Origin of the sequence: Haematomicrobium sanguinis DSM 21259, from assembly GCF_000688395.1 — a bacterium.
Lineage (GTDB): Bacteria > Actinomycetota > Actinomycetes > Actinomycetales > Micrococcaceae > Haematomicrobium > Haematomicrobium sanguinis.
The window spans coordinates 45,660-71,493 of record NZ_JIAG01000008.1 but is presented as its reverse complement, the minus strand read 5'-3'; the positions used below and the strand labels follow the sequence as shown (position 1 = coordinate 71,493).

Genomic DNA, 25,834 nt, shown 5'->3' with positions numbered 1-25,834 from the left:
GCCTCACACCCCCGTCTCGGCGAGAAGCGAGGGCCGGGTGGTGTTCGGAACCTCGTCCGGGTGCCGCCAAGGAAATGACGTACGACGGCGTTGCTCGCCTCGAGCGCGCCACTCCCCTCCCCGCCCCCTCGTCTATGTAGCGCGACACGCCGAGAAAACCCAGGTTTTCTCGGCGTGTCGCGCTACATAGACGTAAAGGCTAGTACCAGTTGTTTTGCTCGGAATGCGCCCAGGCGGCACAGGGCGAACCGTACCTGTCGCGAATGTATCCCAGTCCCCAATTGATCTGCGTCCGATAGTTCGTGCGCCAATCCGCACCGGCGGTTGCCATCTTGCTCCCTGGGAGTGCTTGCGGGATGCCGTAGGCGTCGCTGTAGGGGTTGTCTGCGGAGGTACGCCAGCCCGACTCGCGATTCCACAGGTTCACCAGGCAGCCGAATTGGTCGCCGCCCCACCCATATGCCCCTAAACGGGAACTGGCATAGGCTTGTGCGGCCGCCGGGTCATCGACCACTTGTGGCGGGGGCGCCGGAGCCGGAGGGGGAGGTTGAGGAGCGGGCGGTTTGGGTGCAGGGGGTTGCGGCCGTGGAGCCGGCGGCTGGGGCTTAGGTTGAGGTTGCGGCGCGGGTGGTGCCGGCTGTTGCGGCCCGGGTTGCGGAGCCGGTTGCGGCTTCTTTGCCCGGTCGCGCTCGTCCTCTTCGCGCTGCTTGCGCTCTTCCTTTTCCTTTTTGCGTGCCGCTTCTTCGGCCTGGCGCTGCTGCTCTTCCCACGCGGCCTGCTGGGCCAGACCGTCAAGCCTGTCCTTTTCCAGCTGGGCGCTGGTCCCGCGCAGTTCGGCAAGCTGAGCCAAGAGCGTATTGCTTTGCTCCTGCTGGGCGGCCACCTTCGCATCGGCGGCGGCCGACGCGTCCTGGGCGATCTTGGTTGCGGCCTGCGCGTCCGAGGCGGCCCTGTCATATTCGTCCTGCGCTGCCTGAGCCTTTTGCGTGAGCGACTCGGAGACGTTCTTTGCCTGGATAGCGGCGGCATAGGAGTTGCTGGATCGATCGGAGATGGTCTTGAGGAAGTTCATCTTGTCGATGGTGGACTTCGCGTTACCGCTCATCATGAGCGTAAAACCGTCGGGTAGCCCGCCAGTTTTGTAGAGTTGAGCGGCAACCTGTCCGGCCTGGCTGGTGGCGGTGTCTGCGCTCTCCTGGGCACGGGCGCTTTTTGCTTTTGCCTCTTCAAGCCGCGCGCGGCTCTTCTCCATCGCACTGACAGCGGCGTCTTGAGCGGTGGCTTTCTCCACGGCGTTATCACCGAGTTTGGCGGCTTCTTCGCGCAAGGAGGAAATCAGTGACTCGATCTTTGCGACTTGAGCTTGAGTTGCCGCGACATCGTTCTTGGCCGCCTGCACTTCCTCCCAGGACGGAAAGTCATCAGGCTGGGTCACAGACGACACGCCGAGCGGCAATAGCGAAGACTTTTGCGATGCGCTCGCTACGATAGGGGTGGATGCGACTAGCGCACCACAAATGAGCGCGGACACGACGCCGCGCACTCCATTAACGTTCAACTTGAACTTGAGCATAACGCTTAAAATCATCACTCAAGTTTCGTTATTCGGCAAGAGCCTCCTGCAGCTTCTCTTCCACCACGCCAATTGCGGTGCCCATCGAGTGTCCTTTGCGCATGAGCATTGACACGAGCCGACGCTTTGCCTTTTCGCGGCCCTCAAAATCTTGCAGCTGCTCCGGGCGCGGCAGTTTCCGGGACACCAACTCCCGCGCCAGTTCAGCCTCATCAGCGGGCTCGATCTCTGCCAGGGTTTCCTCGATGAGGGCATCGTCAACGCCCTTGGCCTTCAGGTCCCGACGCAACGCCGCCTTTCCCAATCCCTTCATGCGGGAGCGGTTCTCCACAAAGCGGTGCGCATAATCTGCATCATCAATAAGCCCGACGCGCTCAAAGCGTTCGACGAGGTTGGCGATGATGTCGCCGTCGACCTCCTTCTCCCGGAGCTTGTCCTCGATTTGCTGACGGGTGCGCGGGGCACCCGTCAGGTATCGAAGAGCAATCGACTTGGCTTCCAGGACGGGGTCCTGTGTCATGGCGCTACGCTCCGGCGCCGTCACCGCGCAGCGGCGTGATGTTGTCCAGGCCTTCGTCCTCGGCCGCGAAGGCACCTACGCCGAGCTTTTCCTTGATCCGGGACTCGATCTCATCGGCAAGGTCCGGGTTGTCCTTCAAGAACTGGCGCGCCTTTTCCTTGCCCTGTCCCAGTTGATCGCCGTCATAGGTGAACCAGGCACCGGACTTCTTCACAAAGCCATGCTCCACGCCCATATCGATCAGGCCGCCCTCGCGGGAAATGCCTTGGCCGTAGAGAATATCGAATTCAGCCTGCTTGAAGGGCGGGGCCATCTTGTTCTTTACGATCTTGGCGCGAGTGCGGTTACCGACCGGCTCGGTGCCTTCCTTGAGCGTTTCAATGCGGCGCACATCGATACGTACCGAGGCATAGAACTTGAGCGCCTTACCGCCGGTGGTGGTCTCCGGGCTGCCGAAGAACACGCCGATCTTCTCGCGCAGCTGGTTAATGAAGATCGCGGTGGTCTTGGTCTGGTTCAGGCGGCCGGTGATCTTGCGGAGCGCCTGGCTCATCAAGCGGGCTTGCAGACCGACGTGGCTATCACCCATATCGCCTTCGATTTCGGCGCGCGGCACCAGTGCGGCCACGGAGTCCACAACGATGATGTCCAGCGAACCCGAACCGATGAGCATGTCCATGATTTCCAGCGCTTGCTCGCCGGTATCTGGCTGGGACACCAAGAGGGCATCGGTATCCACGCCGAGCTTCTTTGCGTATTCCGGGTCCAGCGCGTGCTCGGCGTCGATGAACGCCGCGATGCCGCCATTGCGTTGGGCATTAGCCACGGCGTGCAGTGCCACGGTGGTTTTACCCGAGGACTCCGGTCCATAGACTTCCACCACGCGACCGCGGGGCAGCCCGCCAATGCCCAGGGCCACATCCAGCGAAATCGATCCGGTGGGAATCGTCTCGATGGGGGCCCTGGTGTCATCGCCCAGACGCATGACAGAGCCCTTGCCGTGCTGCTTCTCAATCTGCGCAAGAACGGTCTCTAGAGCCTTCTCACGCTCGGTTGATGCTGCCATTATTCTCCTCGAATTCTTGAATCTCTTCTTCGGCTGAACGCCCGAGTAGACGCTCATCCATGAATGTAGATGCTGGCTCTGACATTGAGTTTTGAAAACGGCGCCTCGGTGGATAACTCGGCCCAAAACCGCTGTTTTTCTTTCCTGTGTAGGAGCATATCCAGATTAGAACGAATATTCGAAAAAGCCTGTCGGCGTGTCACGAGATCGCGTCGCCGGACTTCTTTCCGCGATCCACGCCCAGCCGCCGAGACTCGGGCACCTCTTGCTGATCGCACACCGCATTCCACACCAGGCGGGGCGAGATTCCGGCGGCCAAAGCGGACACGGCCGTGTGCCCCTTGAGCGAGGTTAAATGCAGGCTCTTGGACAGGTAGCCCGAGTAGGCAGCACCAAACTCGTCATCCATCAACAGCCAGAATTCGCTTTCCTTCACGGCCACCACCTTACTCGTCGATCTAGCAGGCCAAAACCACCCGGCCGCCCGGCACTGGGGCGAGCATCGCCGTCGTACTTCTTTGGCGCACCAGCGCCGCCTGCCTTCCGCCAAGTAGACTGAACATCATGCCACAAAGCTCTGACATACCGCCCGAGGTCGAAGCGGCCATCATTGACCTGGAGCATGAGCTGAGCCTTCTGCTGCGGCGCTCGCGCGCGAATTCGCAGCGGCTGGCGCGGCAAATTCACCCGGACATGGATCCGTCTGCCTATGGGCTGCTCATTATTTTGCAGCGCGAAGGCGCCATTCGCTTGACCGAGCTGGCCACTCGTCTTGGCGTCGGCAAGCCGGCCATTAGCCGCAAGGTCGCCGAGCTGGAGGCCCTGGGCGTGGTTCGCAAGGTCGCGGACCCGAACGATGGGCGCGCCCAAGACATCTCTTTGACCGATGAGGGCCTGCGCGCGCTCACCCAGGCGCAAAAGGCTCGGCGCCAAGTGTTTCACGACCTCATGGCCGATTGGGAAGTGAAGGACCTGAACACCCTTTCCGGGTTACTTGGGCAACTCAACGAAACGTATCTGGCCCGGGATCGCTGGGCGAACGAGCTCAAGTAGCAACAAAAATGGGACCCGAGCGAGGGGTCCCATTTTTGGTTCACATGTGCAGTTTTCTAGATCCCGCTGGGAGCGAGCTCCCGGAAGTCATCGCTCAAACCATCGCTCTTTTCGGAAAACTCCTGCGAGAGCTCATGGGGGACGGTGTCTGGAATGGTGACACCCTCCGCTTCGGCCATGCGGTCGCTGACTTCACGCAGCATGAGCGAGAGCGGGATGTTCAGGGCGGAGCATATTGAGGAAAGCAACTCGGAGGACGCTTCCTTCTGTCCGCGTTCTACTTCACTGAGGTAACCCAGTGACACTCGGGCGTGGTGTGAGACTTCGCGTAGAGTGCGTCCCTGACGTTGCCGAACGTCGCGGAGCACATCGCCAATCTCATGCCGTAACAGGACCATTTTTGTATCCTTTACATTCCGCTCGGTGTCATCACGCAACCCTACATCGCGCCAACGGACCACGCCGTTTACGGATATGGGCTGTTTTACCATCTGTATCGCCTTACTCCCTTGGTTCTTCAATCTATCCTAGGTCCAGCGTTGCCGAGCGGCTCGCCCGACTTTTCTCGACATAGTGATTAACTATCGGTCGATTGCTTTTGTTCCCAGGCCGGTGCGCGGGTGCTGGGGCCTGCTCGGCGCAGTTGCCGCACTCACCGACTAGTCCACAATATCGAGACTGCCTGCAAGGATTCTGAGTGCTTCCTCGACGCTTGCCTGACGTATGCTGGCGCGGTCGCCGGTGAGTTTGAGCGGGGTCACCGCCACTTCCTTGGTCACCCACCAAGCCACGCCGATGTAGACGGTTCCCACCGGTTTGCCGTCATGCGCGTCCGGCCCCGCGACGCCCGTGGTGGAAATGGCCACGTCCGCCTCAAGGCGCGCGCAGGCGCCGCCGGCCATGGCCGCCGCCACATCGGGGTGTACCGAACCCTCACGAAGCAGTAAATCACGCGGCACCCCTAGTAGCTTTTCTTTCACATCGTTCGCGTAGGCAACCACTCCCCCACGCAAGGCTGCCGACGCCCCCGGGATATCGGCGAGGGTTGCCGAAACGAGCCCGGCGGTCAGCGATTCGGCGGTGGCGATGGTCAGTTTTCGCTCGGTGGCGGCGCGGATGATTTGGGCGGCGCGGCTCGTGGCCCGGTCTGCTGCGCGCTCTGCTGCGCGCTCTGGGTCGGTATTCACGAGCGCACCAACTTCATTGCCTTCAACACGTAATCAATCCCAGTCACCAAGGTCACAGCAAACGCCGCCGCCATCACAATCGCAGCCGCCCAACCGAGCCACGCCCAGTGCGCGGTCATTGGGAGCAGATAGAGCAGCACGGCGGCAGTTTGCAGGACGGTTTTCAGCTTCCCGCCGCGGCTGGCCGGCATCACCCCATGACGGATCACGGCAAACCGCAACACGGTGATCCCGATCTCCCGCACCAACATGATGATCGAAACCCACCACCACAACTCGCCAAATGCGCTGAGCAAGATGAGTGCGGTGCCCAGCAGCAGTTTGTCGGCGATCGGGTCGGCAATTTTGCCGAAGTTCGTGATGAGCCCGCGGGAGCGCGCCAGGTCGCCGTCCAGTTTGTCGGTATAGATGGCAACACAAAAAAGCACGACGGCGATCCACCGCCAGGCGGTTTGCCCACCAGCATTGTGGTCACCAATGAGGGCCCACGCGAAGAACGGTACGAGCAGGATGCGGATACCGGTGAGAATGTTCGGCAGGTTCCATGCGCTGGTGGTCGGGGCGGGTTCGGCACTCACGTATTCACCCTATCCCCTCCGCGCCGATCCCCCTCCCCTGCCCTCGTCTGTGTAGCGGTTAATGCCCATGTGCCGCGCGCGGATGGGCATCTTCTGCTACACAGTCGAGGGGGTTAGCGGTTGGTGAGCTGCCAGGCGTCCTCGTTGCCCTCGTCGTCGCCGTCGTAATACTCGGTGGCGACGGGTTTGGAATCGATCTCGGCTTGGATGGGATCGTCGTAGCTGGGCGGACCGTCCTGCTGAGAAGGCCCTGCGGCTGCGGGCGGAGCCGGAGGTTCGTCACCCTTGATAGTGGCAAGCACTGTGGCAAGATCGTCTGGTTTGACCAGCACGTCGCGTGCTTTGGATCCTTCCGAAGGACCGACCACGCCGCGGGATTCCAGCAAATCCATCAGGCGGCCCGCCTTCGCAAAGCCCACCCGGAGCTTACGCTGAAGCATGGACGTGGAACCGAACTGGGTAGTGACCACGAGTTCAGTCGCCTGGAGCAGGACGTCGAGGTCGTCTCCGATATCGTCATCGATCTGCTTTTTGGGCTCTTCTACCGCCACGTCCTCGCGGTACTCGACCTGAAGCTGACCCTTGACGTGCTCGACGACCTTATGGATTTCGCTCTCGGTCACCCAGGCACCCTGGACACGCATCGGCTTGGACTCACCCATGGGCAAAAACAGTGCGTCACCCTGGCCGAGCAACTTCTCGGCACCGGGCTGATCGAGCACCACACGAGAGTCTGTGACCGAGGAGGTGGCAAAGGCCATGCGGGAAGGCACATTCGCCTTGATCAGGCCCGTGACCACATCCACCGACGGGCGCTGGGTTGCCAACACCAGGTGAATACCCGCCGCGCGCGCCAGCTGGGTGATGCGCACAATCGAATCTTCGACGTCGCGCGGGGCGACCATCATCAAGTCGGCAAGCTCATCCACAATCACCAAGAGGTAGGGGTAGGGCTTGACAACTCGCTTGGAATCCGGTGGCGGAACAACCTTGCCGTTGCGCACCGCTTTATTGAAGTCGTCAATGTGCTTGTAGCCGTAGTTGGCGAGGTCGTCATAGCGGGTGTCCATTTCCTTGACGACCCATTGCAGCGCCTCGGCGGCCTTCTTCGGATTCGTGATGATCGGGGTAATGAGGTGCGGAACGCCCTCATAGGCGGTCAGTTCCACGCGTTTGGGGTCCACCATGATCATGCGCACCTCGTCTGGCGTGGCGCGCATCAGGATCGAGGTGATCATCGAATTCACAAACGAGGACTTACCGGCACCGGTGGCACCGGCAACCAGCATGTGCGGCATCTTGGCGAGGTTCGCGACCACGAAACCGCCCTCAACGTCTTTACCCACACCCATAACCATCGGGTGTCCGGTCTTGCGCGCGGCATTGGAGCGCAACACGTCTCCGAGCGCCACGATTTCCTTGTCCGAATTCGGGATCTCAATGCCGATTGCGGACTTGCCCGGAATCGGTGAGAGGATACGCACATCCGAGCTCGCCACGGCATAGGAGATGTTTTTGGAAAGGGCCGTGACGCGTTCCACCTTGGTGCCGGGCGCCAGCTCGATTTCGTAGCGGGTGACTGTCGGGCCACGCGAGAACCCGGTGACCTTGGCATCCACACCGAACTGCTCCAACACGTGGGTCAGCGCGTTCACAATGTTTTGATTTGCCTCGGAGTGTTCCTTGGCGGGCGGTCCCGCGGGCAAGTACGCATTGTCAGGGAGCGTGTATGCGACATCCCCGGAGAGCGCGAGTTGCTCGGTGCGCTGCGGGATGGGCTCGGGCATCAGCTGCGGCTTCGCGGTGTGGTCGGCGAGCGTGGCGGCATCCACAATGTTGATCTGCTCCGTCGCCGGTTCGGCTCCCCCGACTCCCGCCCGCGCCTTGAGCGCCGCGGCCTCGGTTTCTGCCTGTGTGGGCCGTTTGACTCCCGGTGGAATCAGTGGCACAGTCGGGGCGTTTGCCGCAGCACGGTCCTCTTCGGAGATGACGGCGGTCTCAAAGGCCTCGTCACCAACGTAGCTTTCGGTGTCTTCTGGCTCGGCTGCTTTCTTTTTGCGCCCGAAAAGTCCCTTGGACTTTTTCTGCCGCTCTCCTGCGGAAGGCGAGTCATCGCCGTCGTACAAATAGCTTTGATCATGGCCACCGCGAGGCGCCTCGGGAACCGGCCGCCCCTCCTGCCCGGTGAGGGACTCGTAGAGGCCGCGCAGGCGCTCGGGGATGCGGTTGATCGGCGTTGCGGTGACAATCAAGATCGAGAAAAACACCACGAGCGAGAGCAGAATCGCCACCGGAATCGGGGTGAATGCGGAGCTGAGCGGACCTGCGGCAAGGAATCCGATCATGCCGCCGGCTTGCCAGAGCGGGCCGAAACCGTCGGAGAGCTGCGGGTTCCCGCCGCCGAGCTGACACAGTCCGGCCCCGGCGACGGTGAGCAGCGTCAGTCCAATGCCGATGCGGTTATTGGCCGCGTTATTTTCGGGGTAGCGATAGAGGCGGACCGCGCCAATCAGCAGGATGAGCGGGAGCGGTTTTGCCATCCAGCCGAAGGTTCCGGCGGCGAAGGCGTGAATCCAGTCCACGGCGGGGCCGGTGAGCGCCCACCATTCGACCATGGCGATGACGAGTGCCAGGAGCACCAGCACCGTGGCGGTGCCATCGCGGCGGACCTCCTTCTCGATTTTCAGGTCCGTGCCGATCTTTCGCACGGCGCCGCCGACCATATGGGAAATGCCCATCCAAAAACCGGTGATCGCCCGTAACGGGAGGGGCAAACGGTCTGGGTCGTGCTGGGTTCCGGAGGAGTTTTTGGACGTGCCGGAGGCGCGCGCCGACGCAGTTGAGGTCTTGCCGCGCGAGCTCGTGGTGCCTTTTTTGGCAGGGGAAGTGCGAGTCGCCATGCTCCCAAACTACCCGTCGATCCCCGATTTTCCGCGCATTTACACGCCTGGAGCGAAGTTTGGCCGCTAGAAAAACTCACTGTCACCGGCACTCGGTAAGCTGGAATCATGAGCGAGGAACTCACACATTTGAACGCCGCCGGCGAGGCCCACATGGTCGATGTCAGCGCGAAGACCGTCACCGATCGCACCGCCGAGGCCGAGGCATGGGTCCACACGACCGAGCAGGTTATTGACAAGTTGCGGGCGGGTACGGTCGGCAAGGGTGACGCGCTCGCGGTGGCCCGGGTAGCCGGAATCATGGCCGCAAAGAAAACCCCCGAGCTCATCCCGCTTTGCCACGGCATCATGCTGACCAAGGCAGCTGTTGAGTTCGAACTTACCGACGCGTCCGTGCACATCCGCACCCGGGTCGCCACCCGCGCCGTCACTGGCGTCGAGATGGAAGCGCTCACCGCCGCGTCCGTGGCCGCGCTCACCATCTATGACATGATCAAAGCGCTGGATAAGTCCGCGCTCATCACCGATATCCGCTTGCTCACCAAAACGGGCGGCAAGAGCGGGGCGTACGACGCCGATGCCCACCCCTCGCGCGCATCTCGCCCTGGTATGGGGAGCCAAGAGACCCCGGCGGCTGCAGGCGACGGTACGTCATGACGGCGCCCGCGGCCGACCTCACCGGCATCTCCGCAGCGATCATTGTGGCCTCCACGCGCGCGGCCACGGGCTCGCGGCCCGATGCCCACGCGGAGGAGCTCTCGCGCACGCTCGGAGAACTCGGTTTAGATGTGCACCCTGCCCGAATCGTGGCCGACGGGGACCCGGTTGGTGCGGCAATCCGAGACGCTCTGGACACCGGAGCGCGTGTCATTTTGACGACGGGTGGCACCGGGCTGACCCCGGATGACACGACTCCGGAACAAACCCGTGCGGTGATTGATCGCGAAGTGCCAGGTATCACCGAGGCGATCCGCGCCAAAGGTTATGCTGCTGTACCAACCGCCCTCTTAAGCCGAGCGGTGTGCGGAGTGGCGGGCAACGCCGTCGTGCTTAATATGCCGGGCTCGCGTGGCGGTATCACGGATTCCTTGGCGGTATTTATGCCTCTGCTTCCCCACCTCTTGGCGCAATTGGATGATGATCATGAGCATTGAGAAGATGCGTGCGCATGGCGCCGTGCAGGAGGGCGAGCTGTCCACGTCCGTTGCCGAGGCGGCCGTTGCCGGGGATGCATTTGGTGCGGTGGTGAGCTTCTCCGGGGTCGTACGCGATCACGATGAGGGGCGCGGCGTGCAGTTGCTGAAGTATTCGGCGCACCCCTCCGCTTCCGAGGTGCTCGCCGAAATTGCCGAGGAGATCGTGCGCGAGTACGCCGAAATGGAGCACCCCGTGCAGGTGTGGGTCGAGCACCGGGTGGGGCAGTTGGCGATCGGGGATGCGGCGCTCGTTGCCGCTGTTGCCGGGGCGCACCGGCGGGAGGCTTTTGCGGCGTGCGCCGAGTTGGTGGAGCGGGTGAAGGAGCGCATCCCGGTCTGGAAAGAGCAGGTGTTTGACGATGGCTCAAGCGAGTGGGTGAACTCGGCGTGAATGGGGGCAGAATGGTGGTACCGGTCCTGTCCGGGTTGGGATTTTAAGGAGGAATGGTGGCAGAAAAAACAACATGGAAGCCGCATGATCTGCCGGCGGGGAAGCTGGATGCGGCCGAGCGGGATGCGCTCCCGGATTCGGTATTCGCGTTTCCCGATGAGCGCAAGGAACCGTTGACCTCCGCGACACACGTGCGGGACGCGCTGGCACGGTTTGATCAGGTCAAGGATGTCTCCGACGCCCAGCGTGATCTGGCGTGGCGCAATATTGTGGCGGCGGCCAAACATTTCGATGTGGACGTGAGCGAGTCGGACTGGCGTGAACTTGGCAAGTGATGTGGCGGCGCAGCGGCCGTGAAAATTCGATACTTTGCTTCCATTGCGGCCTCGGTCGGAGTAGATGAAGAAACCGTTCCGGTCGGCGAGACGGTGACGCTGGCCGACGTCGCCGCCGGAATTGCTGAGCGCTATCCCAACGCGGCGGCGGACAATGTGAAGTCCCCGCGCGAGTTGTTGCCAAGCTGTTCGTACTTGATCAACGGCAAGGCGGCGCGCGGCATGGAGAAGATTGTCACCGACGAAGATACGGTGGACGTTCTGCCGCGGTTTGCTGGGGGGTAAAAGCGCGGGGCCGCGCGGGTGGCAACCGCGTGTTAGTTATTTGACCTTGCGCCACCTCCAAAAAGTATGGCGCGAGAGCGACGAAGTGCTACTAAATAGAATTGGTACGTCTCCTCGATAAACTGCTCATGGCTATGCAACCATTTGGCCTTGGAATCGAAGAATGCCTTTTGTATTGTCGCTCTTACCCCGGATTTAGTCTGAGCACGAAAGTCGTAAATGGCTAGCAACTGCTCTTCAGCGCACGGAGCCTCGCCTATGGTCCGGTAAGCCCCAAAATTTCGCAAAGCCACTTCTTCAGCCGACCAACCGTCTACTTCGACCCCGAATCTACGCATCGTCGCCTCATAAACGTTCCTGCATTTCATCAAGTCATCAGAAACTTCGTCCAAGCGAAATTCTGCGCCAAGAGAGAGCCAGTTGTAGAATTCTTCCACTTGAGTCGCGATCTGCACTGATCCATATATTTCGCTGAGTGCTTCACGCATTGATTCGTCTGGAGTGAAACGAACCTCTATACCCCCCGGCAATTTCAGGTAACCATCTTGCTCTCGTTCTGATGAACTTTTCCGCGCCTGGATCGTCTGAGGGAGATTGCAAATAGCGCCGTCTTCCGGACGGCGCACGCACCCGCTATAGCCCACAGTGGTAGCGTGAAACTCACTTTCGAAGATGTTCGATACCTGAACGACACCACTACTGTCTCTCCGACGCCTGGGAATCGAATCTCCGCCTAGTCGCGTCACTTCCCTTCTATTGAAAATCAAGTGCTCTATTGCCAAATCGATCTCAATTGGCCAGCGGGTCAGGGCAAGCACCATTGTACGGATGGCGGGGATTTGGATTCCCATCAAGGCTTGTCTCCCTTAGAACCCTAGAAGACCCGTGTGATATTCAATCCACAAGCAAATGGTTAGAGTTAATCGACTGTACAGCAAGGCCTAACTCGATAGTCAATATCTTGACGAGACTCAAATTAGCAACCGTTCGACATTCGGCGCTCACACTGTGGGCACATTAAGAGCGGAAGCGTGTTCGTTCACCAGCGCCGGAGGCAGTCTGCGTTGTCTTTTCGGTTCGTCCGCAGAGGTTAATTGCGTCACAGGGATGGGTTGCACTTGGCGCGACAACTATTTGGTGTTCTGCTACCCAAAGAACCGGTAGAGATAAACCGGGGGTCGACCGACACTAGCATCAGAGCGCAGATCCTACGCTTGCAACTTCCGCGCAACTAAGAATGTGGTACGGCGATGGGAACTAAGCAAAAGGCTAACGGTTGCCTTGTGCTCTCACCTGGTGTTTACACCCGTGCAGTAGCCGACGCGGGCACGCGGTGGACCGTGGTGCCCATAATCTTGTCGGCAAACGTTTGTCCGCGAGCATCCCACAGCGGCCACAAGAACCCCACACCCAGCGTCGCATAATCGGCGAGGTGCGCGAGGTTCCTGAGCGCCAGAGTTGTCCGTGGCGCGGGCTCACCTGCCCGGTTGAGAACGCGGACGCCGAGCAGTCGCTGCGCGGGAGACTGTCCATCCCGCGAGAACACTGCGGAGACGAACACCACCGCCGCAAAGGCGATGGCGCTCAGAAGCCACCCCACGGTTCCGTCAGGCCACGACCGCCGAAAAATAAGGGTACCCAGCAACTGCGCAAGGAGCGCGGTCGGCACCAGGACGCCGAGCAGGAAGCCACCTGCCCGGCGCCACCAGTTCGCGCTGCGGTTCACTATTGCGTCCGCTTGGTGGAGTCGGGTCTAAACCTCGACCACCACGGGCATGATCATGGGGCGACGGCGGAGCTTGCGCCCCACCCACTGTCCAATCACGCGGCGCACCACTTGCTGCAATTGGTAGGTGGTGTGATCCCGGTTCTGAGTGACCGCCTCGGTGAGGGCGGCCGCGATCTTAGGCTTGATCTCGTTGAACACCTTGTCATCCTCGGCGACGCCGCGCGCGTGAATGTCCGGGCCAGCCACGATCTTGCCGGTGGTCTTGTTGATGACGGTGACAATGGAAATGAAGCCCTCTTCACCCAAAATGCGGCGGTTCTTCAAGTCCGCATCGGTGACTTCACCGACGCTGGTGCCATCGACATACACAAAACCGACTTCCACCGAACCCACGACCTTGGCCTTGTGGTCGGCCAGATCAATCACGGTACCGTTTTCGGCGACAATGATGTTTTCCTTGGGCACGCCGGTTTTCTCGGCGAGCTTCGCGTTAGCGATCTGGTGCCGCGTCTCGCCGTGCACCGGCATGACGTTCTTTGGCTTCAAGATGTTGTACGTATAGAGCAACTCCCCCGCCGAGGCGTGGCCGGACACGTGCACGTTGGCGTTACCCTTATGCACTACATCTGCGCCGAGCCGCAAAAGCCCATTGATGACCCGGAAGACGGCGTTTTCGTTGCCCGGAATGAGCGAGCTGGCCAGGATCACGGTATCGCCATCGCCAACCTGGACCTTGTGGTCGCCGTTCGCCATGCGGGAAAGCGCGGCCATCGGCTCACCCTGGGAACCGGTGGACATCAAGACCACTTGGTCGTCCGGAAGTTTGTCGACCTCTTTGAGATCCACCAGGATGCCTTCTGGTACGTGCAGGTAGCCGAGCTTTTCGGCAATACCCATGTTGCGCACCATCGATCGGCCCACAAACGCGACCTTCCGCCCATGCTTGGCCGCCGCGTCCAGCACCTGTTGCACGCGGTGCACATGAGAGGAGAAGGACGCCACGATGATGCGTTTCTTGGCATTCGTGAACACGCGATCGAGCACCGGCCCGATCTCGCGCTCGGTGGTGGTGAACCCTGGGACTTCGGCGTTCGTGGAGTCCGGCATGTACAGGTCAATGCCTTCTTCGCCCAAGCGGGAAAAGGCGCGCAGGTCGGTAATGCGGCCGTCAAGGGGCAACTGATCCATCTTGAAGTCGCCGGTGTCCAAGACGTTACCAGCCTCGGTGCGAATGAACACCGCGAGTGCGTCCGGGATCGAGTGGTTAACGGCAATGAACTCGCACTCAAACGGGCCAAAGGTCTCAATGTCGCCCTCCCGCACTGTGAGCGTGTAGGGCTTGATGCGGTGTTCGGCGAGCTTCGCCTCCACGAGTGCGAGTGTCAGCTTGGAACCAACCAAGGCGATGTCCGGCTTGAGCCGCAACAGATACGGAACGGCACCAATGTGGTCTTCGTGGCCGTGAGTCAAGATCACGGCCACCACGTCATCGAGCCGGTCCTCAATATAGGAAAAGTCGGGGAGGATGAGGTCAACACCGGGCTGAGTCTCCTCGGGGAAGAGCACCCCGCAATCCACGATCAGCAGTTTGCCGTTCAGCTCAAAGACCGCCATATTGCGGCCGACCTCGCCTAGTCCCCCCAGCGCGACAATGCGCATCGTGCCCTTGGGCAACGAGGGCGGAGTAACCAAGCGTTCAAATGCTAGTTCTTCAGTCATGAAACGTCTTTCGTCCTAGGGAGTGGGTCGAGACCATCCGGCGGATTCCAAATCCGCCCAAATCTCATCCCGCTCGGTGTCGGTGGCGGGCACCCAAGGCAACCGCACGCCGTCGTTATTAATAATTCCTAAATCTTTGAGAATGGCCTTGGTGGCCACGCCGCCCTGGAGGTGGCTCATGAAAGCGCGTTGCACCGGATCGAGTTCGAGGTGGCGCGCCCGCGCGGTCGCGAGGTCGCCAGCAGTCATCGCGTCCACTAGCGCGCGGTACCCCTCGGTTGCGACATTCGCGCTCACCGAGACGACCCCGGCGGCACCGGCTGCCATCAAAGGCAGGGTGAGGCCGTCGTCGCCGGAGTAGATGGCGAGATCGGTCGTGGCGATGACCTCGGTGGTGGCGTTGAAATCACCCTTAGCGTCCTTGAGCGCGTTGATGCGCGGGTGCTTTGCGAGTTCTTGAATGGTGGCGGTGCTCAGCGGGACGCCGGAGCGGCCCGGAATGTCGTAGAGCATGACGGGGATGGTGAGGGCGTCGGCGACCGCGAAGCTGTGCGCGATCAGACCGCCCTGGCTGGGCTTGTTGTAATACGGAGTGACCAGCAGGATGGCGTCGGCACCGACCGCCTCGGCTGCTTGAGAGAGCTCGACGGAATGCGAGGTGTGATTCGAAGTAGAGCCGGCGATGACCTTCGCGCGATCGCCCACGGCTTCCTTCACGAGTCGATAGAGTTCGATCCGCTCATCATCGTCGAGGGTCGAAGACTCGCCGGTGGTGCCGGTAACAACCAGTCCATCAGCCCCGCGATCCACCAGCCGCTTGGCAAACTCCACCGTTGCCGAATAGTCAACCTCGCCATCTTCGGTGAGAACGGTAACCATGGCCGGAATGAGGGTGCCAAACTGCGCCGCGTACTCGTCTCGAATTGCCATGGCCTTAACGTTACCGTGAGTAAACACATCGCCACGAAAAAATTGCCGGATGAAACTGGTCAGGCGGGTGTAACCGTGCAACTTTGAGCGACCGGCGGCCTAATCCGGGACTGTGACTAGGGCAAACGCAAGAGGACCCGGTCAATGTTGCACAGCACGGAACGCGCTTAGAATCCGGTCGGGATCGGCGAGGGCGAAACCGACTCCAAAATCTCCGGCGCGATCTGCACAAGCGCCAGTGCCGCGGCAATCAGGATCCCGAAAATCACCACATAAATCAGCGTTCCTACCCAGCCGATCACGATCGCCGCAATTGCAAGCCCCTGGCCGCCCTCGCCCGTGCGTTTGATTTGCGAGTACGCGACATGCCCCAGGATCGCGCCAATGAGCGGGACAATGAACGCCGTCACGAATGCACCGATGGCCAGTCCATTCGTGCGCGGCTGGTAATAACCTTGCGGGAAGCTCATGACAGTTCCTTTGCTTGCGGGGCTTGGCGGTAGAGGGATAGTGCGGTGCGCATGGCACTTCGAGCACGACGGCGATCCCCACTTGCGTCGTAGGCAAGACTTAAGCGGTACCAGACACGCCAATTTCCCTCGTCGGACTCGACCTCCGTCTTGTACCGCTCAAATTGTGCGTCCGCATCGGCGCGGACAATCCGGCCGCCCGGCGTACGCGCGAGTGTGTCTTCGGGAAGGCCTCCCTCGGCCTCCAATTGGCGCGCCATTTTTTGCATTCCGGCACCAAAGAGCAACTCCCGAATGAGCAGGTACGCACCCATGATCGGGAGTAGCAAATAGGCGACGCCCATCAGCTTTGCCACCCAGTTCGGATCGCCCAACATGATGAGCGAACTTCTGAATGTCAGAGCCAGGTAGAACACTAGAAGTGCGGTCACAAAAAGGACGCCGAGCTTGGTCTTATTGCGGGAAAACCATTCCATGTTCGGTTAGTCCAAGTCCAAATAACCGTCAAGGCCATACGTCAGGCCGGGACGGTTGACGACGTTTCGGATACCCAACAGAACTCCGGGCATGAAGGAGGCACGGTCAAATGAATCATGGCGAATTGTCAATTGCTCACCCTCGGCGCCGAAGATGACTTCTTGATGCGCCACGAGTCCCCGTGAGCGGACGGCATGTACGCGGACGCCTTGGACGTCGGCGCCGCGGGCACCGGGCAGTTCGTGAAGGGTGGCATCCGGTGACTGGTTGAGACCCGCCCGGCGGCGCTCAGCGGCGATGAGTTCGGCGGTGCGCACGGCGGTCCCGGACGGGGCATCGAGCTTATTCGGGTGGTGGAGCTCGACAATCTCGGCGCTTTCGAAGTACCGGGCAGCCTTTGCGGCAAAGGCGCTGGCCAGTACCGAGCCCAGAGCGAAGTTGGGTGCGATCAGCACACCAACATCCGGGTGGTCCTCCAGCTGTTTCCGCACCGGGACCAACGCCATTTCGTCCCAGCCGCTCGTGCCCACTACGGCGTGCAATCCGTGCTCAATGGCGAACTGCACGTGCTTTTTGGAGGCTTCCGGGGTGGTGAGGTCGACGATCACGGAGGCATCGCCGTCGAGCATCTTTTCCATGGGGTCCGCGCTACCAACGGTTGCTGCGAGCCGGAGGTCTTCGGCGTTATTGATGGCCTTGACGGCCTCCGAGCCCATGCGTCCGGAGGCGCCCAGGACGGCGACGTGTATGGGAGTATTCACCCGTTCAGGCTATCAGCGGAAGTGCTGCTCCTTTTCCAGCTTCTTCCACTCCTGGTAGCCCGGATCTTCGGCCATAAAGCGATCGATTTCGGCCTTGTTGGCGGTGAGTTTCGGATCGTTCTTGAGATAGAGACTGGTCTCGCGGGCCACGAGCCCGGAGAGAATCACCAGACCGATCAGGTTCGGGATCGCCATGAGACCGTTGAGGGAGTCCGCCAGGGTCCAGACTTCCTCAAGTTGCGAGATTGCGCCCACGAAGACCACCGCGGAGAAGACGAGTCGGTAGGGCATGATGCCACGGACACCGAAGAGCCGTTCCACGTTGCGCTCGCCGTAGTAGGACCAGCCGATGATGGTGGAGAACGCGAACAGGATGAGCGCCACCGTTACGAGGATGTGGCCCCAGTCGCCGGGGAGTTGCTGGGCGAAGGCGTCGCCGGTGGCGGTGCCCTTTTCCACACCTTCTTCCTTCCAGACGCCCGAAGTAATGAGCACCAAGCCGGTGAAGGTCACGACCACAATGGTGTCGATAAAGGTCTGCGTCATGGAGACGAGGCCCTGGCGCACCGGGTGGGTCGTCTTTGCAGCCGCCGCCGCGATGGGCGCGGAGCCGAGGCCGGATTCGTTGGAGAAGAGGCCGCGGGCCACGCCGAGCTGCATAGCGATCAGGAAGGTCGAGCCGATAAATCCACCGACCGCGGCGGTGCCGGTGAACGCTTGGCTGAACACCTCGCCGAATGCGGCCGGGATGGCGCCCACATTGGCGATCAGAATGTAAAGCGCGGCAATGATGTAGAAGACGATCATCACCGGGACGAGTGCACTAGTCACCCGGCCAATCGATTTGATACCGCCAATGATGACCGCCGCGGTGAGCACCGCGAGAATGAGCCCGGTGATCCACAGCGGGATGCCGAAGCTCGACTCGACGTTCACCGCGATCGCATTGGACTGGGTCATGTTGCCAATGCCGAACGAGGCGAGGAATGCGAAAATCGCAAAGGAGATGGCCAGGAATTTGCCGAAACCGTTTTTGATGCCCTTTTGCAGGTAATACTGCGGCCCGCCGGATTTTTGGCCGTTGGCGTCGGTGGTGCGGAAACGGACCGCGAGGAACGCCTCGGTGTATTTGGTGGCCATGCCGAGGATGCCGGTGACCCACATCCAGAACAGTGCTCCCGGACCACCAATAAGGATCGCCCCGGCAACACCGACAATATTGCCGACGCCCACGGTGGCCGCCAACGCGGTGGTCAGCGCTTGGAATTGGGTGATGTCGCCTTCGGTATCGGCACCCTTATCCTTGCGGCGGATCAGTCCGAGCATGAGCGCCGGTCCGAGCTTGAAAATCTGCACCAGCTTGAGCCGGATCGTGAGGTAGAGCCCCACGCCGAGAAGCAACGGGATCAGCAACCACGGCCCCCAAATGAATGAATTGACCTCGCCATTGATGTTGCTGAGCGTCTCGAGGAAACTATCCATAGCGCGGTGTGTCCTGCCTCTACCCCGGTTGCGTGTGTGATGCGGGCCACCTTTGGCAGCCTGTCACGATGCTACCGCCCTTTTGTTTCCGGGGTGTGACACGCCACACTTAGCGATAGTGCGGGAACAGCTCGTCCCAGCGCGCATCCCAGACTGGCGCCGCAAACCGACCGGCGCTCGTCTCGGCGCCGAGCCGCTCCGAAAATGCATGCCACCCGGCCGCGTAACCGGTCGCCTGCTGGGCGGTGAGCCCAGAATGGTGCAAGGTCAACTGTGCGCCGTCGCCCTCCCCCGCAATGGTGACGCGTACCCGCGACTCCAGCGTGGATTCATCACTCTCGCCGGGAACAATCCAGCTGACTTCGAGGCGCGACGTCGGCTCGCACACCTCGATCCTCCCCCAACTGCGCTGACTCTCGTCGTCTTCGTTGAAGATGAAAAGGTACTCACCTCCCTCACGCAGATTTCCGCTCACCGGCCCCAGCCACCGCGCAAGGCGCTCCGGCTCCGTGATGGCGCTCCACAGGTCTTCGGCAGTTGTTGCGTACACGTGGGAGATCGTGAAGTCCCGCTTGCTCGAATCTTCCGAGTTCACCCCGACGACGCCGAATTTCGAAACCAGATAATCACTCATGTCACGCTCGCTTTCGCGTAGAGGTTGCCCTGCCTGACGCTTGCGCCCGGCGCTTGCCGCGCGCAATTTCCGTGCCCAACGCATCCAGACGCTGTTCCCAAAATTCCCGGTAGGGATTGAGCCATTCGTCTAGTTCCCGCAGGGCTTCCGGTTCTAAAAAATATGTACGACGACGCCCCTCGGCTTCCACACGCACCGCACCTGAGTCTCGCAACAGTCGCAAATGTTTGGAGATACCCTCGCGGGCAATGGGGAACCGTTCGGCGACGTCCCCTGCCGTCAGCGGCCCCTGGAGCAAGAGCTCAAGGATGGCTCGGCGGGTGGGGTCGGAAACTAGCGTGAAAATGTCGGCCACGCATTAATGTAACCACAAGGTTACGTAACTGGCTAGATACCTATTTGGGCGCGACTACCGTGATGGTGCGTGGCGCGGAGGCGAGCTGCGCGGCTAGCTGCCGCACGTCGTCGAGCGTCACTGCGTTGATGCGGGCAAGGGTTTCATCTAGGTCCACGAACTCGCCGGTGACGAGTTCGGAGCGGCCGAGCCGCGACATGCGGGAGCCTGTGTCTTCCAGGCCGAGGACGATTCCGCCGGAAAGCTGGCCGATGCCGCGCTCGCGCTCGGCCTCGGTGATGCCGTTTTTGGCAAGGAGTTCGAGTTCGGCTTCCATGAGTGCGACGACCTCGTCGACCTTGGCCGGGGACGTTCCGGCGTACATGCCAAAGTACCCCGCGTCCGAGTAGGAGGCGTTGAAGGAGTAGGCGGAGTATGCCAGGCCGCGCTTTTCGCGCACCTCCTGGAAAAGCCGGGAGGACATGCCGGAGCCGAACACAGAGTTGAGGACGCTCATGACGGCGCGACGCTCATCGGTGGCGTTGATGGACGGGCCGCCGATGATGACGTTCGCTTGTTCCACCGACTTCGCGTGGAAGGCGCGGCCGGGTTTTGGCGTGAGTAGCGCTGTGGACGAACTGCGTCTCGGCACGGGTAGCGCGCCGGGTTCGAGTTCCCAGCCGCCGCGCTCCAGTGCCTGCATGACTAAGTCGCACACCACGTCGTGGTCGAGGCCACCGGCTGCCGTCACGACGAGTTCGTTGGGCCGGTAATAGCGTTGGTAATGGTCAGCGACGGCATCGCGGCCGACGGTGCGAATGATGTCTTGGGTGCCCCCGATGGGCCGCCCGAGCGGGTGTTCGCCAAGAACGTCCGCGACAAACTTTTCATGGGCGACATCCGTCGGGTCATCGGCGTCCATCGCGAGTTCTTCCAAGATGACGGTGCGTTCTTGTTCGAGTTCCGCGGGGTCGAGAACGGCGGAGGTGACCATGTCGGCGATGACATCAATGGCCATGGGCAGGTCGGTGTCCAGGACGCGAGCGTAATAGCAGGTGTGTTCTTTGGCGGTGGCCGCGTTGGATTCGCCGCCGACGCGATCAAAAGCCTCGGCGATGTCCAGCGACGAACGGGTGCGGGTGCCTTTGAAGAGCAGGTGTTCCAGGAAATGCGTGGAACCGTACTCCCCCGCCGCTTCATCGCGGCTGCCGACCCCGACCCAGAATCCGATTGTGGCGCTGCGTTGGCCGGGCATGGCTTCGGTCAAAACGCGCACCCCGCCAGGAAGCACCGAGCGCCTGACGATCGGACCGCCGGGTTCTCCCGAAATCAATGTGGGATCCGCTCCGGCCAACTCGACGGCGTGTTGGGCGCGCACAAAGGTGGGCGAAAGCGGTAGTTCAATGGCGGGCACAAGTATCAAGTTTAGTTCACCCAGCTGGGGCCAGCGTAAGCGTGAGAGTATGGGCGCATGTCAACTGCCGCCGATCAGTCGTCCGCACCGTTCACGAGGGGGCGCCCGACTCGCGGCGATTCAGGACGGCTCTTGGGGATTGATGCGGCGCGCGGCCTTGCCCTCCTCGGCATGGTCGCGGCGCACGTGTTTCCACTGCTGGATTCCCTCAACGAGCCGACCCCCACCGCGCTCATTGCCTCCGGCCGGTCCTCGGCACTCTTCGCCGTGGTGGCGGGCATATCGTTGGGGTTGATGAGCGGTGGTCGAAGCATCCCGAGCGGCGGGAAACTCGCCGCGGATTGGCGCGGAATCGCCGCGCGTGCGCTCGTGGTCCTGGTGATTGGGCTGACCTTGGGTCAGTGGGATTCCGGGGTAGCGGTCATCCTGGTGCAATACGCGTTCCTCTTTCTCTTGGCCCTGCCGTTCTTGGGTGTGCGCCCGCAGTTTTTGTTTCCGATCGCCGCAACGTGGCTCGTGGTGAGCCCGATCGTGGCGTACCCGCTGCGCCAACTTGTCTGGGCCGACCCGGCCACCGCGCGACTGGAGGGCAACCCCGACTGGGAAAAACTTCTCGACCCGGCATTCCTGCCCGACGTCTTTCTCACCGGCTATTACCCCGTCATCCAATGGCTCGGCTACGTGTTACTGGGAATCGCGGTCGCGCGGATCGATCTCACGAAAATTCGTGTCGCCGCCACGCTTGCCCTGACCGGCGCGATCACGGCCGCCGTAAGTCTGATCGCCGGTCAAGTCCTCATGTTTAATGCCGGCGGACTGAACGCGCTCAAGTCCACCAGCGAGGGGGCCACCGCCACTTTTGACGCTTACTTCTACGTCACCGCGAGCATGTTCCGGAAGGACGAGTCCTGGTGGTGGCTCGCCGTGCCGACCCCGCACTCTGGATCCATTATTGACTTGTTACACACCTCAGGAACCGCGTTGCTCGCAATCGGGGTTTTGCTACTTGCGGCACGCTACTTGCGCCCACTCATCATCCCGTTGGCCGCGCTCGGCCGCATTCCGCTCACGCTCTACACGGCGCACGTTGCTACCCTCGCGATCCTGAACGAGAACGGCATCATGGTCGAGGACCCACCGCTCTTTTGGTACACCGTGCTCGCCGCGACGATTCTTGGGCTCGCCCTGATGGCACTGCGCTGGAAGGGGCCGCTCGAGTGGGTGACAGCCGCCGCGGCGCGCTTGGCCCGCGGAACGCCTCGACGGATTCCGTGACAGTTTGCCCACCGAAACTGCCACATAATCGATTCGGTGGCAGCAAACGGGTCAAAACTGTCACATAAACTTCGCGAGACCGCTAAAGGTTCTGGAGCAGTCCCAGAATTGGGTACGGCAGCGATCCCAATACAAGCCCCAGCCCTACCGCCAGCGGGATCTGCTGACGCTCCATCGCATAAATAAAGACGCCCGCAATCACCGCGGCCGCGCCAACGAGAAGTAAGGGAAGGAAAGCGAACGGGCTCGCAATAAGCGCCACAGCAAAAGCCACATACAGCCACGGAACGCGAGCCAGCGACCGCCGCCGCGACATTGACACTTGCTCGGGAACATTACCAGGTCTGGGCACGGGCTGAACACTCACCGTCATCGCCTCTTGGGACCAGTTTAGACCTGACTGACGTGCACGTAGGTAGCAGCGGCACGCGCGGCCCGCGGAATGCTCAGATACAGAGGAAAGGGTTCGTGCCGGTGACTGAAGCCGCACCGGGTTCGACCCATAACCGTTATGGGTCCACGGCGCCCCAATCCCAGACCCGGAAAGGGACGTGCCGACCTCCAAGGACGCGGCAACCTGAGACTGACCGGCCCGCTTAACCACAACGGGCGGTGACCCACCCCAAAAAGGTGAGTCACCGCCGTCGTAATTCAGGGGTTTTTAGCCCTTGTAGTCTTCGCCTTCACCGGGGAACGCGGCGTTCTCCGAGAACGTGGCTTCTTCGGAGCCGAGGTCCTTGGGGGCCTCGTCCTCATCCACCACCGGGGCGAGGGAGAGCTTGCCGCGGTCATCGATCTTGGTAATTTCCACCTGGATCTTCTGGCCGACGGAAACGACATCCTCCACGTTCTCCACGCGCTTGCCGCCGGCGAGCTTGCGGAGTTCGGAGATGTGCAGCAGGCCGTCCTTGCCCGGGGTGAGGGAGACAAACGCACCGAAGGTGGTGAGCTTGACGACCGTGCCCAGGTAGCGCTCGCCGACCTCGGGAACTTGCGGGTTCGCGATGGCGTTGATCGCGGAGCGGGCGGCCTCGGCTGCGGAGCCCTCGGTCGCGCCGATCAACACGGTGCCGTCATCCTCGATGGAGATGTCAGCGCCGGTGTCTTCCTGGATCTGGTTGATGATCTTGCCCTTGGGTCCAATGACCTCGCCGATCTTGTCCACCGGAATCTTGACCGAGATGATGCGCGGGGCGAACTCGCTCATGTCATCCGGTGCGTCGATCGCAGCGTTCATGACATCCAGGATGTGCAAGCGCGCTTCGCGGGCCTGCTTCAGCGCGGCTGCCAGCACCGAGGCGGGGATGCCGTCGAGCTTGGTGTCCAGCTGGATCGCGGTCACGAAATCGCGGGTACCGGCCACCTTGAAGTCCATGTCGCCGAAGGCGTCTTCGGCGCCGAGGATGTCGGTCAGCGCGGCGTAACGGGTCTGGCCGTCAACCTCATCGGAGACCAAGCCCATGGCGATGCCTGCCACCGGTGCCTTGAGCGGCACACCGGCGTTGAGCATCGAGAGCGTCGAGGCGCACACCGAACCCATCGAGGTGGAACCGTTGGAACCGAGGGCCTCGGAGACCTGGCGGATCGCGTACGGGAACTCCTCGCGGCTGGGCAGAACCGGAACCAGCGCGCGCTCGGCGAGAGCGCCGTGGCCGATTTCGCGGCGTTTCGGGGAACCGACGCGGCCGGTCTCACCGGTGGAGTACGGCGGGAAGTTGTAGTTGTGCATGTAGCGCTTGACCTTCTCCGGGGAGAGCGAGTCAATCTGCTGTTCCATCTTGAGCATGTTCAAGGTGGTGACACCCATGATTTGGGTCTCGCCGCGCTCAAAGATCGCCGAGCCGTGCACGCGAGGCAGCACCTCAACCTCTGCGGTCAACTCGCGAATGTCGGTCAGGCCGCGGCCGTCGATGCGGACCTGGTCGCGCAGGATGCGCTGGCGCACCACCTTCTTGGTGACCGCGTTGAACGCCGCAGCGATTTCCTTTTCGCGCCCGCCCTCTTCGGTTTCGAACTGCGGTGCGAGCTGCGCCACGATCTCCTCGCGGAATTCGTTGGCGGCGGCTTCGCGCTCTTGCTTGTCCGCGATGGAGAAAATATCGGTGAGGCGCGCGGAAGCCGCGGTTTCCACGGCAGCCAGCACATCGCCGTCGTAATCCTTGAAAACCGGGAAGTCACGCACTTCCTTGCCCGCACGGCGAGCCAGGTCGGCCTGCGCGTCGCAAAGCGCGCGGATGAACGGCTTGGCGGCCTCCAGACCCTCGGCGACAATCTCTTCGGTCGGTGCCTGGGCGCCGTCCTTGATGAGGTTCCAGGCGTTGTCGGTGGCCTCGGCCTCCACCATCATGATGGCGACGTCATCGCCCACAATGCGGCCGGCGACAACCATGTCAAACACGGCGTTCTCAAGCTCTTCATACTTCGGGAACGCGACCCACTGGCCGTCGATGAGCGCCACGCGGACGCCGCCGATCGGGCCGGAGAAGGGCAGGCCGGAGAGCTGGGTGGACATCGACGCCGCGTTGATGGCGACGACGTCGTACAGCTCGTCGGGGGCGATCGAGAGCACGGTCACGACAACCTGCACCTCGTTGCGCAGACCCTTGACGAACGCCGGGCGCAGCGGGCGGTCCATCAGGCGGCACGCGAGGATCGCCTCGGTCGAAGGGCGTCCCTCGCGCCGGAAGAACGAGCCGGGGATGCGCCCGGCGGCGTACATGCGCTCCTCGACATCCACGGTCAGCGGGAAGAAGTCAAATCCTTCGCGCGGGTTGTTGCTCGCGGTGGTTGCCGAAAGCAGGGTGGTCTCGTCATCGATGGTGACGAGGGCGGAGCCGTCGGCCTGCTTGGCCAGACGACCGGTTTCAAAGCGGATGGTCCGCTTGCCGAAACGACCGTTGTCAATGACGGCGTCGGCGTACTGTGCTTCAGTACTCAAAAGAGTTTCCTCCTTGTTTGGGAGCAAACCGCACGCGCGCGTCGAGTTGTTTCGGTCTTCGATCGAGGCCCGCGGGGCGGCGCCGGTGCGCACTTGCTTGTGCGCGGCGCTTCCCGAAGGCCACTACCGAGGACCGCGAAAACTAACGTCGCGGCGCACGGGGTGCTCAAATGAAATTGTGCCCGGGGCGTTTCACCCCGGATGGTGTAATGGCGGCGCTCCCGGTGTTCGGGAGTGCCGCCATCCAAGTTTAGCTATCGACGCAGGCCGAGGCGCTCAATGAGCTTACGGTAGCGTTCGATGTCCACCTCTGACAGGTACCGAAGCATGCGCTTGCGGCGACCGACCAGCCCCATCAAACCGCGACGGGTGTGGTGATCGTGCTTGTGCTCCTTCAGGTGCTCGGTCAGATCGGAAATACGGCGGGAAAGCACAGCGATCTGCACTTCCGGCGAACCGGTGTCACCCTCGTGGGTGGCGTATTCCTTGATGATTTCTTGCTTGATAGCGGCGTCAAGTGCCACGTTTTCTCCTTGCGGTACCGTGCGGCCCGGGTCAGCCAATCACTGCCGGGGTTCCGCGCGCTG

29 protein-coding genes are annotated in these 25,834 nt (G+C 61.7%); 7 read left to right on the top strand and 22 right to left on the bottom strand.

All coding sequences use genetic code 11. From position 1 onward, the window contains the following. Window positions 1-199: 199 nt before the first annotated feature. The 4 genes from O148_RS17975 to O148_RS0108435 form a co-directional block, all read right to left on the bottom strand. On the bottom strand, window positions 200-1,588 hold the full coding sequence (locus tag O148_RS17975; RefSeq protein WP_051620022.1) for a coiled-coil domain-containing protein: 1,389 nt from the start codon (window positions 1,586-1,588) through the stop codon (window positions 200-202). A 13-nt stretch (window positions 1,589-1,601) separates the two neighbouring features. Continuing rightward, complete coding sequence (locus O148_RS15695; protein ID WP_035745588.1) at window positions 1,602-2,093, bottom strand: regulatory protein RecX; 492 nt, start codon at window positions 2,091-2,093, stop codon at window positions 1,602-1,604. Window positions 2,094-2,097: 4 nt separating this feature from the next. After that, on the bottom strand, window positions 2,098-3,159 hold the full coding sequence (recA, locus tag O148_RS15690; protein ID WP_035745548.1) for a recombinase RecA: 1,062 nt from the start codon (window positions 3,157-3,159) through the stop codon (window positions 2,098-2,100). A gap of 199 nt (window positions 3,160-3,358) precedes the next feature. Continuing rightward, complete coding sequence (locus tag O148_RS0108435) at window positions 3,359-3,595, bottom strand: DUF3046 domain-containing protein (RefSeq protein WP_026530563.1); 237 nt, start codon at window positions 3,593-3,595, stop codon at window positions 3,359-3,361. A gap of 128 nt (window positions 3,596-3,723) precedes the next feature. On the opposite strand from O148_RS0108435, the gene O148_RS0108430 reads away from it, so the two are divergent. After that, window positions 3,724-4,212 (top strand): MarR family winged helix-turn-helix transcriptional regulator, encoded by a 489-nt coding sequence (locus O148_RS0108430; RefSeq protein ID WP_026530562.1) that lies wholly within the window; start codon window positions 3,724-3,726, stop codon window positions 4,210-4,212. 56 nt (window positions 4,213-4,268) lie between these two features. Here the strand turns inward: O148_RS0108430 and O148_RS0108425 are convergent, their stop codons facing one another. From O148_RS0108425 to O148_RS0108410, 4 genes are all read right to left on the bottom strand, one after another. After that, the gene (locus tag O148_RS0108425; protein ID WP_026530561.1) at window positions 4,269-4,703 is read right to left on the bottom strand and encodes a helix-turn-helix domain-containing protein; all 435 of its coding nucleotides are present in this window, start codon (window positions 4,701-4,703) and stop codon (window positions 4,269-4,271) included. A gap of 168 nt (window positions 4,704-4,871) precedes the next feature. Beyond that, complete coding sequence (locus tag O148_RS0108420; protein WP_026530560.1) at window positions 4,872-5,399, bottom strand: CinA family protein; 528 nt, start codon at window positions 5,397-5,399, stop codon at window positions 4,872-4,874. Then, entirely contained in the window at window positions 5,396-5,977 is a 582-nt protein-coding gene (pgsA, locus tag O148_RS0108415) for a CDP-diacylglycerol--glycerol-3-phosphate 3-phosphatidyltransferase (RefSeq protein ID WP_026530559.1), read from the bottom strand. Before pgsA ends, O148_RS0108420 begins: the two co-directional genes overlap by 4 nt. Window positions 5,978-6,090: 113 nt before the next feature. After that, the gene (locus O148_RS0108410; RefSeq protein WP_026530558.1) at window positions 6,091-8,877 is read right to left on the bottom strand and encodes an FtsK/SpoIIIE family DNA translocase; all 2,787 of its coding nucleotides are present in this window, start codon (window positions 8,875-8,877) and stop codon (window positions 6,091-6,093) included. A 108-nt stretch (window positions 8,878-8,985) separates the two neighbouring features. Here O148_RS0108410 and moaC point away from each other — a divergent pair, with 108 nt between their 5' ends. From moaC to O148_RS0108385, 5 genes are read left to right on the top strand one after another with little or no spacing between them, the layout of a single operon-like run. After that, window positions 8,986-9,534, top strand: coding sequence for a cyclic pyranopterin monophosphate synthase MoaC (gene moaC, locus O148_RS15685; protein WP_075204328.1), 549 nt, complete (start codon window positions 8,986-8,988; stop codon window positions 9,532-9,534). After that, a complete protein-coding gene (locus O148_RS0108400) occupies window positions 9,531-10,031 on the top strand; it encodes a MogA/MoaB family molybdenum cofactor biosynthesis protein (RefSeq protein ID WP_026530557.1) in 501 nt (166 codons plus the stop codon). Before moaC ends, O148_RS0108400 begins: the two co-directional genes overlap by 4 nt. Then, a complete protein-coding gene (locus O148_RS0108395) occupies window positions 10,021-10,464 on the top strand; it encodes a molybdenum cofactor biosynthesis protein MoaE (RefSeq protein WP_026530556.1) in 444 nt (147 codons plus the stop codon). Before O148_RS0108400 ends, O148_RS0108395 begins: the two co-directional genes overlap by 11 nt. 56 nt (window positions 10,465-10,520) lie before the next feature. Continuing rightward, complete coding sequence (locus O148_RS0108390; protein WP_205618177.1) at window positions 10,521-10,799, top strand: DUF6582 domain-containing protein; 279 nt, start codon at window positions 10,521-10,523, stop codon at window positions 10,797-10,799. A gap of 18 nt (window positions 10,800-10,817) precedes the next feature. Further along, window positions 10,818-11,084, top strand: a complete 267-nt coding sequence (locus O148_RS0108385; protein WP_026530554.1) for a MoaD/ThiS family protein — start codon at window positions 10,818-10,820, stop codon at window positions 11,082-11,084. Window positions 11,085-11,116: 32 nt separating this feature from the next. On the opposite strand, the gene O148_RS0108380 is transcribed toward O148_RS0108385, so the two are convergent. The 11 genes from O148_RS0108380 to O148_RS0108330 form a co-directional block, all read right to left on the bottom strand. Beyond that, on the bottom strand, window positions 11,117-11,935 hold the full coding sequence (locus tag O148_RS0108380; RefSeq protein WP_026530553.1) for a hypothetical protein: 819 nt from the start codon (window positions 11,933-11,935) through the stop codon (window positions 11,117-11,119). Between the two features lie 449 nt (window positions 11,936-12,384). Then, window positions 12,385-12,810 carry an RDD family protein gene (locus O148_RS15680; protein WP_051620019.1) on the bottom strand — a complete coding sequence of 142 codons (426 nt, stop codon included), beginning with the start codon at window positions 12,808-12,810 and terminating at the stop codon, window positions 12,385-12,387. Window positions 12,811-12,837: 27 nt separating this feature from the next. Continuing rightward, window positions 12,838-14,532, bottom strand: a complete 1,695-nt coding sequence (locus O148_RS0108370) for a ribonuclease J (protein WP_026530552.1) — start codon at window positions 14,530-14,532, stop codon at window positions 12,838-12,840. Window positions 14,533-14,547: 15 nt separating this feature from the next. Next, a complete protein-coding gene (dapA, locus tag O148_RS0108365) occupies window positions 14,548-15,462 on the bottom strand; it encodes a 4-hydroxy-tetrahydrodipicolinate synthase (protein ID WP_026530551.1) in 915 nt (304 codons plus the stop codon). Window positions 15,463-15,629: 167 nt separating this feature from the next. Next, window positions 15,630-15,932, bottom strand: coding sequence for a DUF4190 domain-containing protein (locus O148_RS15675; RefSeq protein WP_051620018.1), 303 nt, complete (start codon window positions 15,930-15,932; stop codon window positions 15,630-15,632). Next, complete coding sequence (locus tag O148_RS0108355) at window positions 15,929-16,408, bottom strand: hypothetical protein (RefSeq protein WP_026530550.1); 480 nt, start codon at window positions 16,406-16,408, stop codon at window positions 15,929-15,931. Before O148_RS0108355 ends, O148_RS15675 begins: the two co-directional genes overlap by 4 nt. Window positions 16,409-16,414: 6 nt before the next feature. Continuing rightward, the gene (dapB, locus tag O148_RS0108350; protein WP_026530549.1) at window positions 16,415-17,170 is read right to left on the bottom strand and encodes a 4-hydroxy-tetrahydrodipicolinate reductase; all 756 of its coding nucleotides are present in this window, start codon (window positions 17,168-17,170) and stop codon (window positions 16,415-16,417) included. Between the two features lie 12 nt (window positions 17,171-17,182). Then, window positions 17,183-18,652, bottom strand: coding sequence for an alanine/glycine:cation symporter family protein (locus O148_RS15670; protein ID WP_035745543.1), 1,470 nt, complete (start codon window positions 18,650-18,652; stop codon window positions 17,183-17,185). Window positions 18,653-18,761: 109 nt separating this feature from the next. Continuing rightward, a complete protein-coding gene (locus tag O148_RS15665; RefSeq protein ID WP_051620017.1) occupies window positions 18,762-19,286 on the bottom strand; it encodes an SRPBCC family protein in 525 nt (174 codons plus the stop codon). A 1-nt stretch (window position 19,287) separates the two neighbouring features. After that, a complete protein-coding gene (locus tag O148_RS15660; protein WP_157374588.1) occupies window positions 19,288-19,641 on the bottom strand; it encodes an ArsR/SmtB family transcription factor in 354 nt (117 codons plus the stop codon). A 40-nt stretch (window positions 19,642-19,681) separates the two neighbouring features. Then, a complete protein-coding gene (locus O148_RS0108330; protein WP_084157219.1) occupies window positions 19,682-21,034 on the bottom strand; it encodes a M16 family metallopeptidase in 1,353 nt (450 codons plus the stop codon). A 57-nt stretch (window positions 21,035-21,091) separates the two neighbouring features. Here O148_RS0108330 and O148_RS0108325 point away from each other — a divergent pair, with 57 nt between their 5' ends. Beyond that, window positions 21,092-22,309 carry a heparan-alpha-glucosaminide N-acetyltransferase domain-containing protein gene (locus O148_RS0108325; protein WP_026530547.1) on the top strand — a complete coding sequence of 406 codons (1,218 nt, stop codon included), beginning with the start codon at window positions 21,092-21,094 and terminating at the stop codon, window positions 22,307-22,309. 82 nt (window positions 22,310-22,391) lie between these two features. Here the strand turns inward: O148_RS0108325 and O148_RS17780 are convergent, their stop codons facing one another. From O148_RS17780 to rpsO, 3 genes are all read right to left on the bottom strand, one after another. Beyond that, window positions 22,392-22,676 (bottom strand): hypothetical protein, encoded by a 285-nt coding sequence (locus O148_RS17780; protein ID WP_157374587.1) that lies wholly within the window; start codon window positions 22,674-22,676, stop codon window positions 22,392-22,394. A gap of 294 nt (window positions 22,677-22,970) precedes the next feature. After that, window positions 22,971-25,247 carry a polyribonucleotide nucleotidyltransferase gene (locus O148_RS0108315; protein WP_026530545.1) on the bottom strand — a complete coding sequence of 759 codons (2,277 nt, stop codon included), beginning with the start codon at window positions 25,245-25,247 and terminating at the stop codon, window positions 22,971-22,973. 254 nt (window positions 25,248-25,501) lie between these two features. Further along, window positions 25,502-25,771 carry a 30S ribosomal protein S15 gene (gene rpsO, locus O148_RS0108310; protein WP_026530544.1) on the bottom strand — a complete coding sequence of 90 codons (270 nt, stop codon included), beginning with the start codon at window positions 25,769-25,771 and terminating at the stop codon, window positions 25,502-25,504. Between the last annotated feature and the right edge of the window lie 63 nt (window positions 25,772-25,834).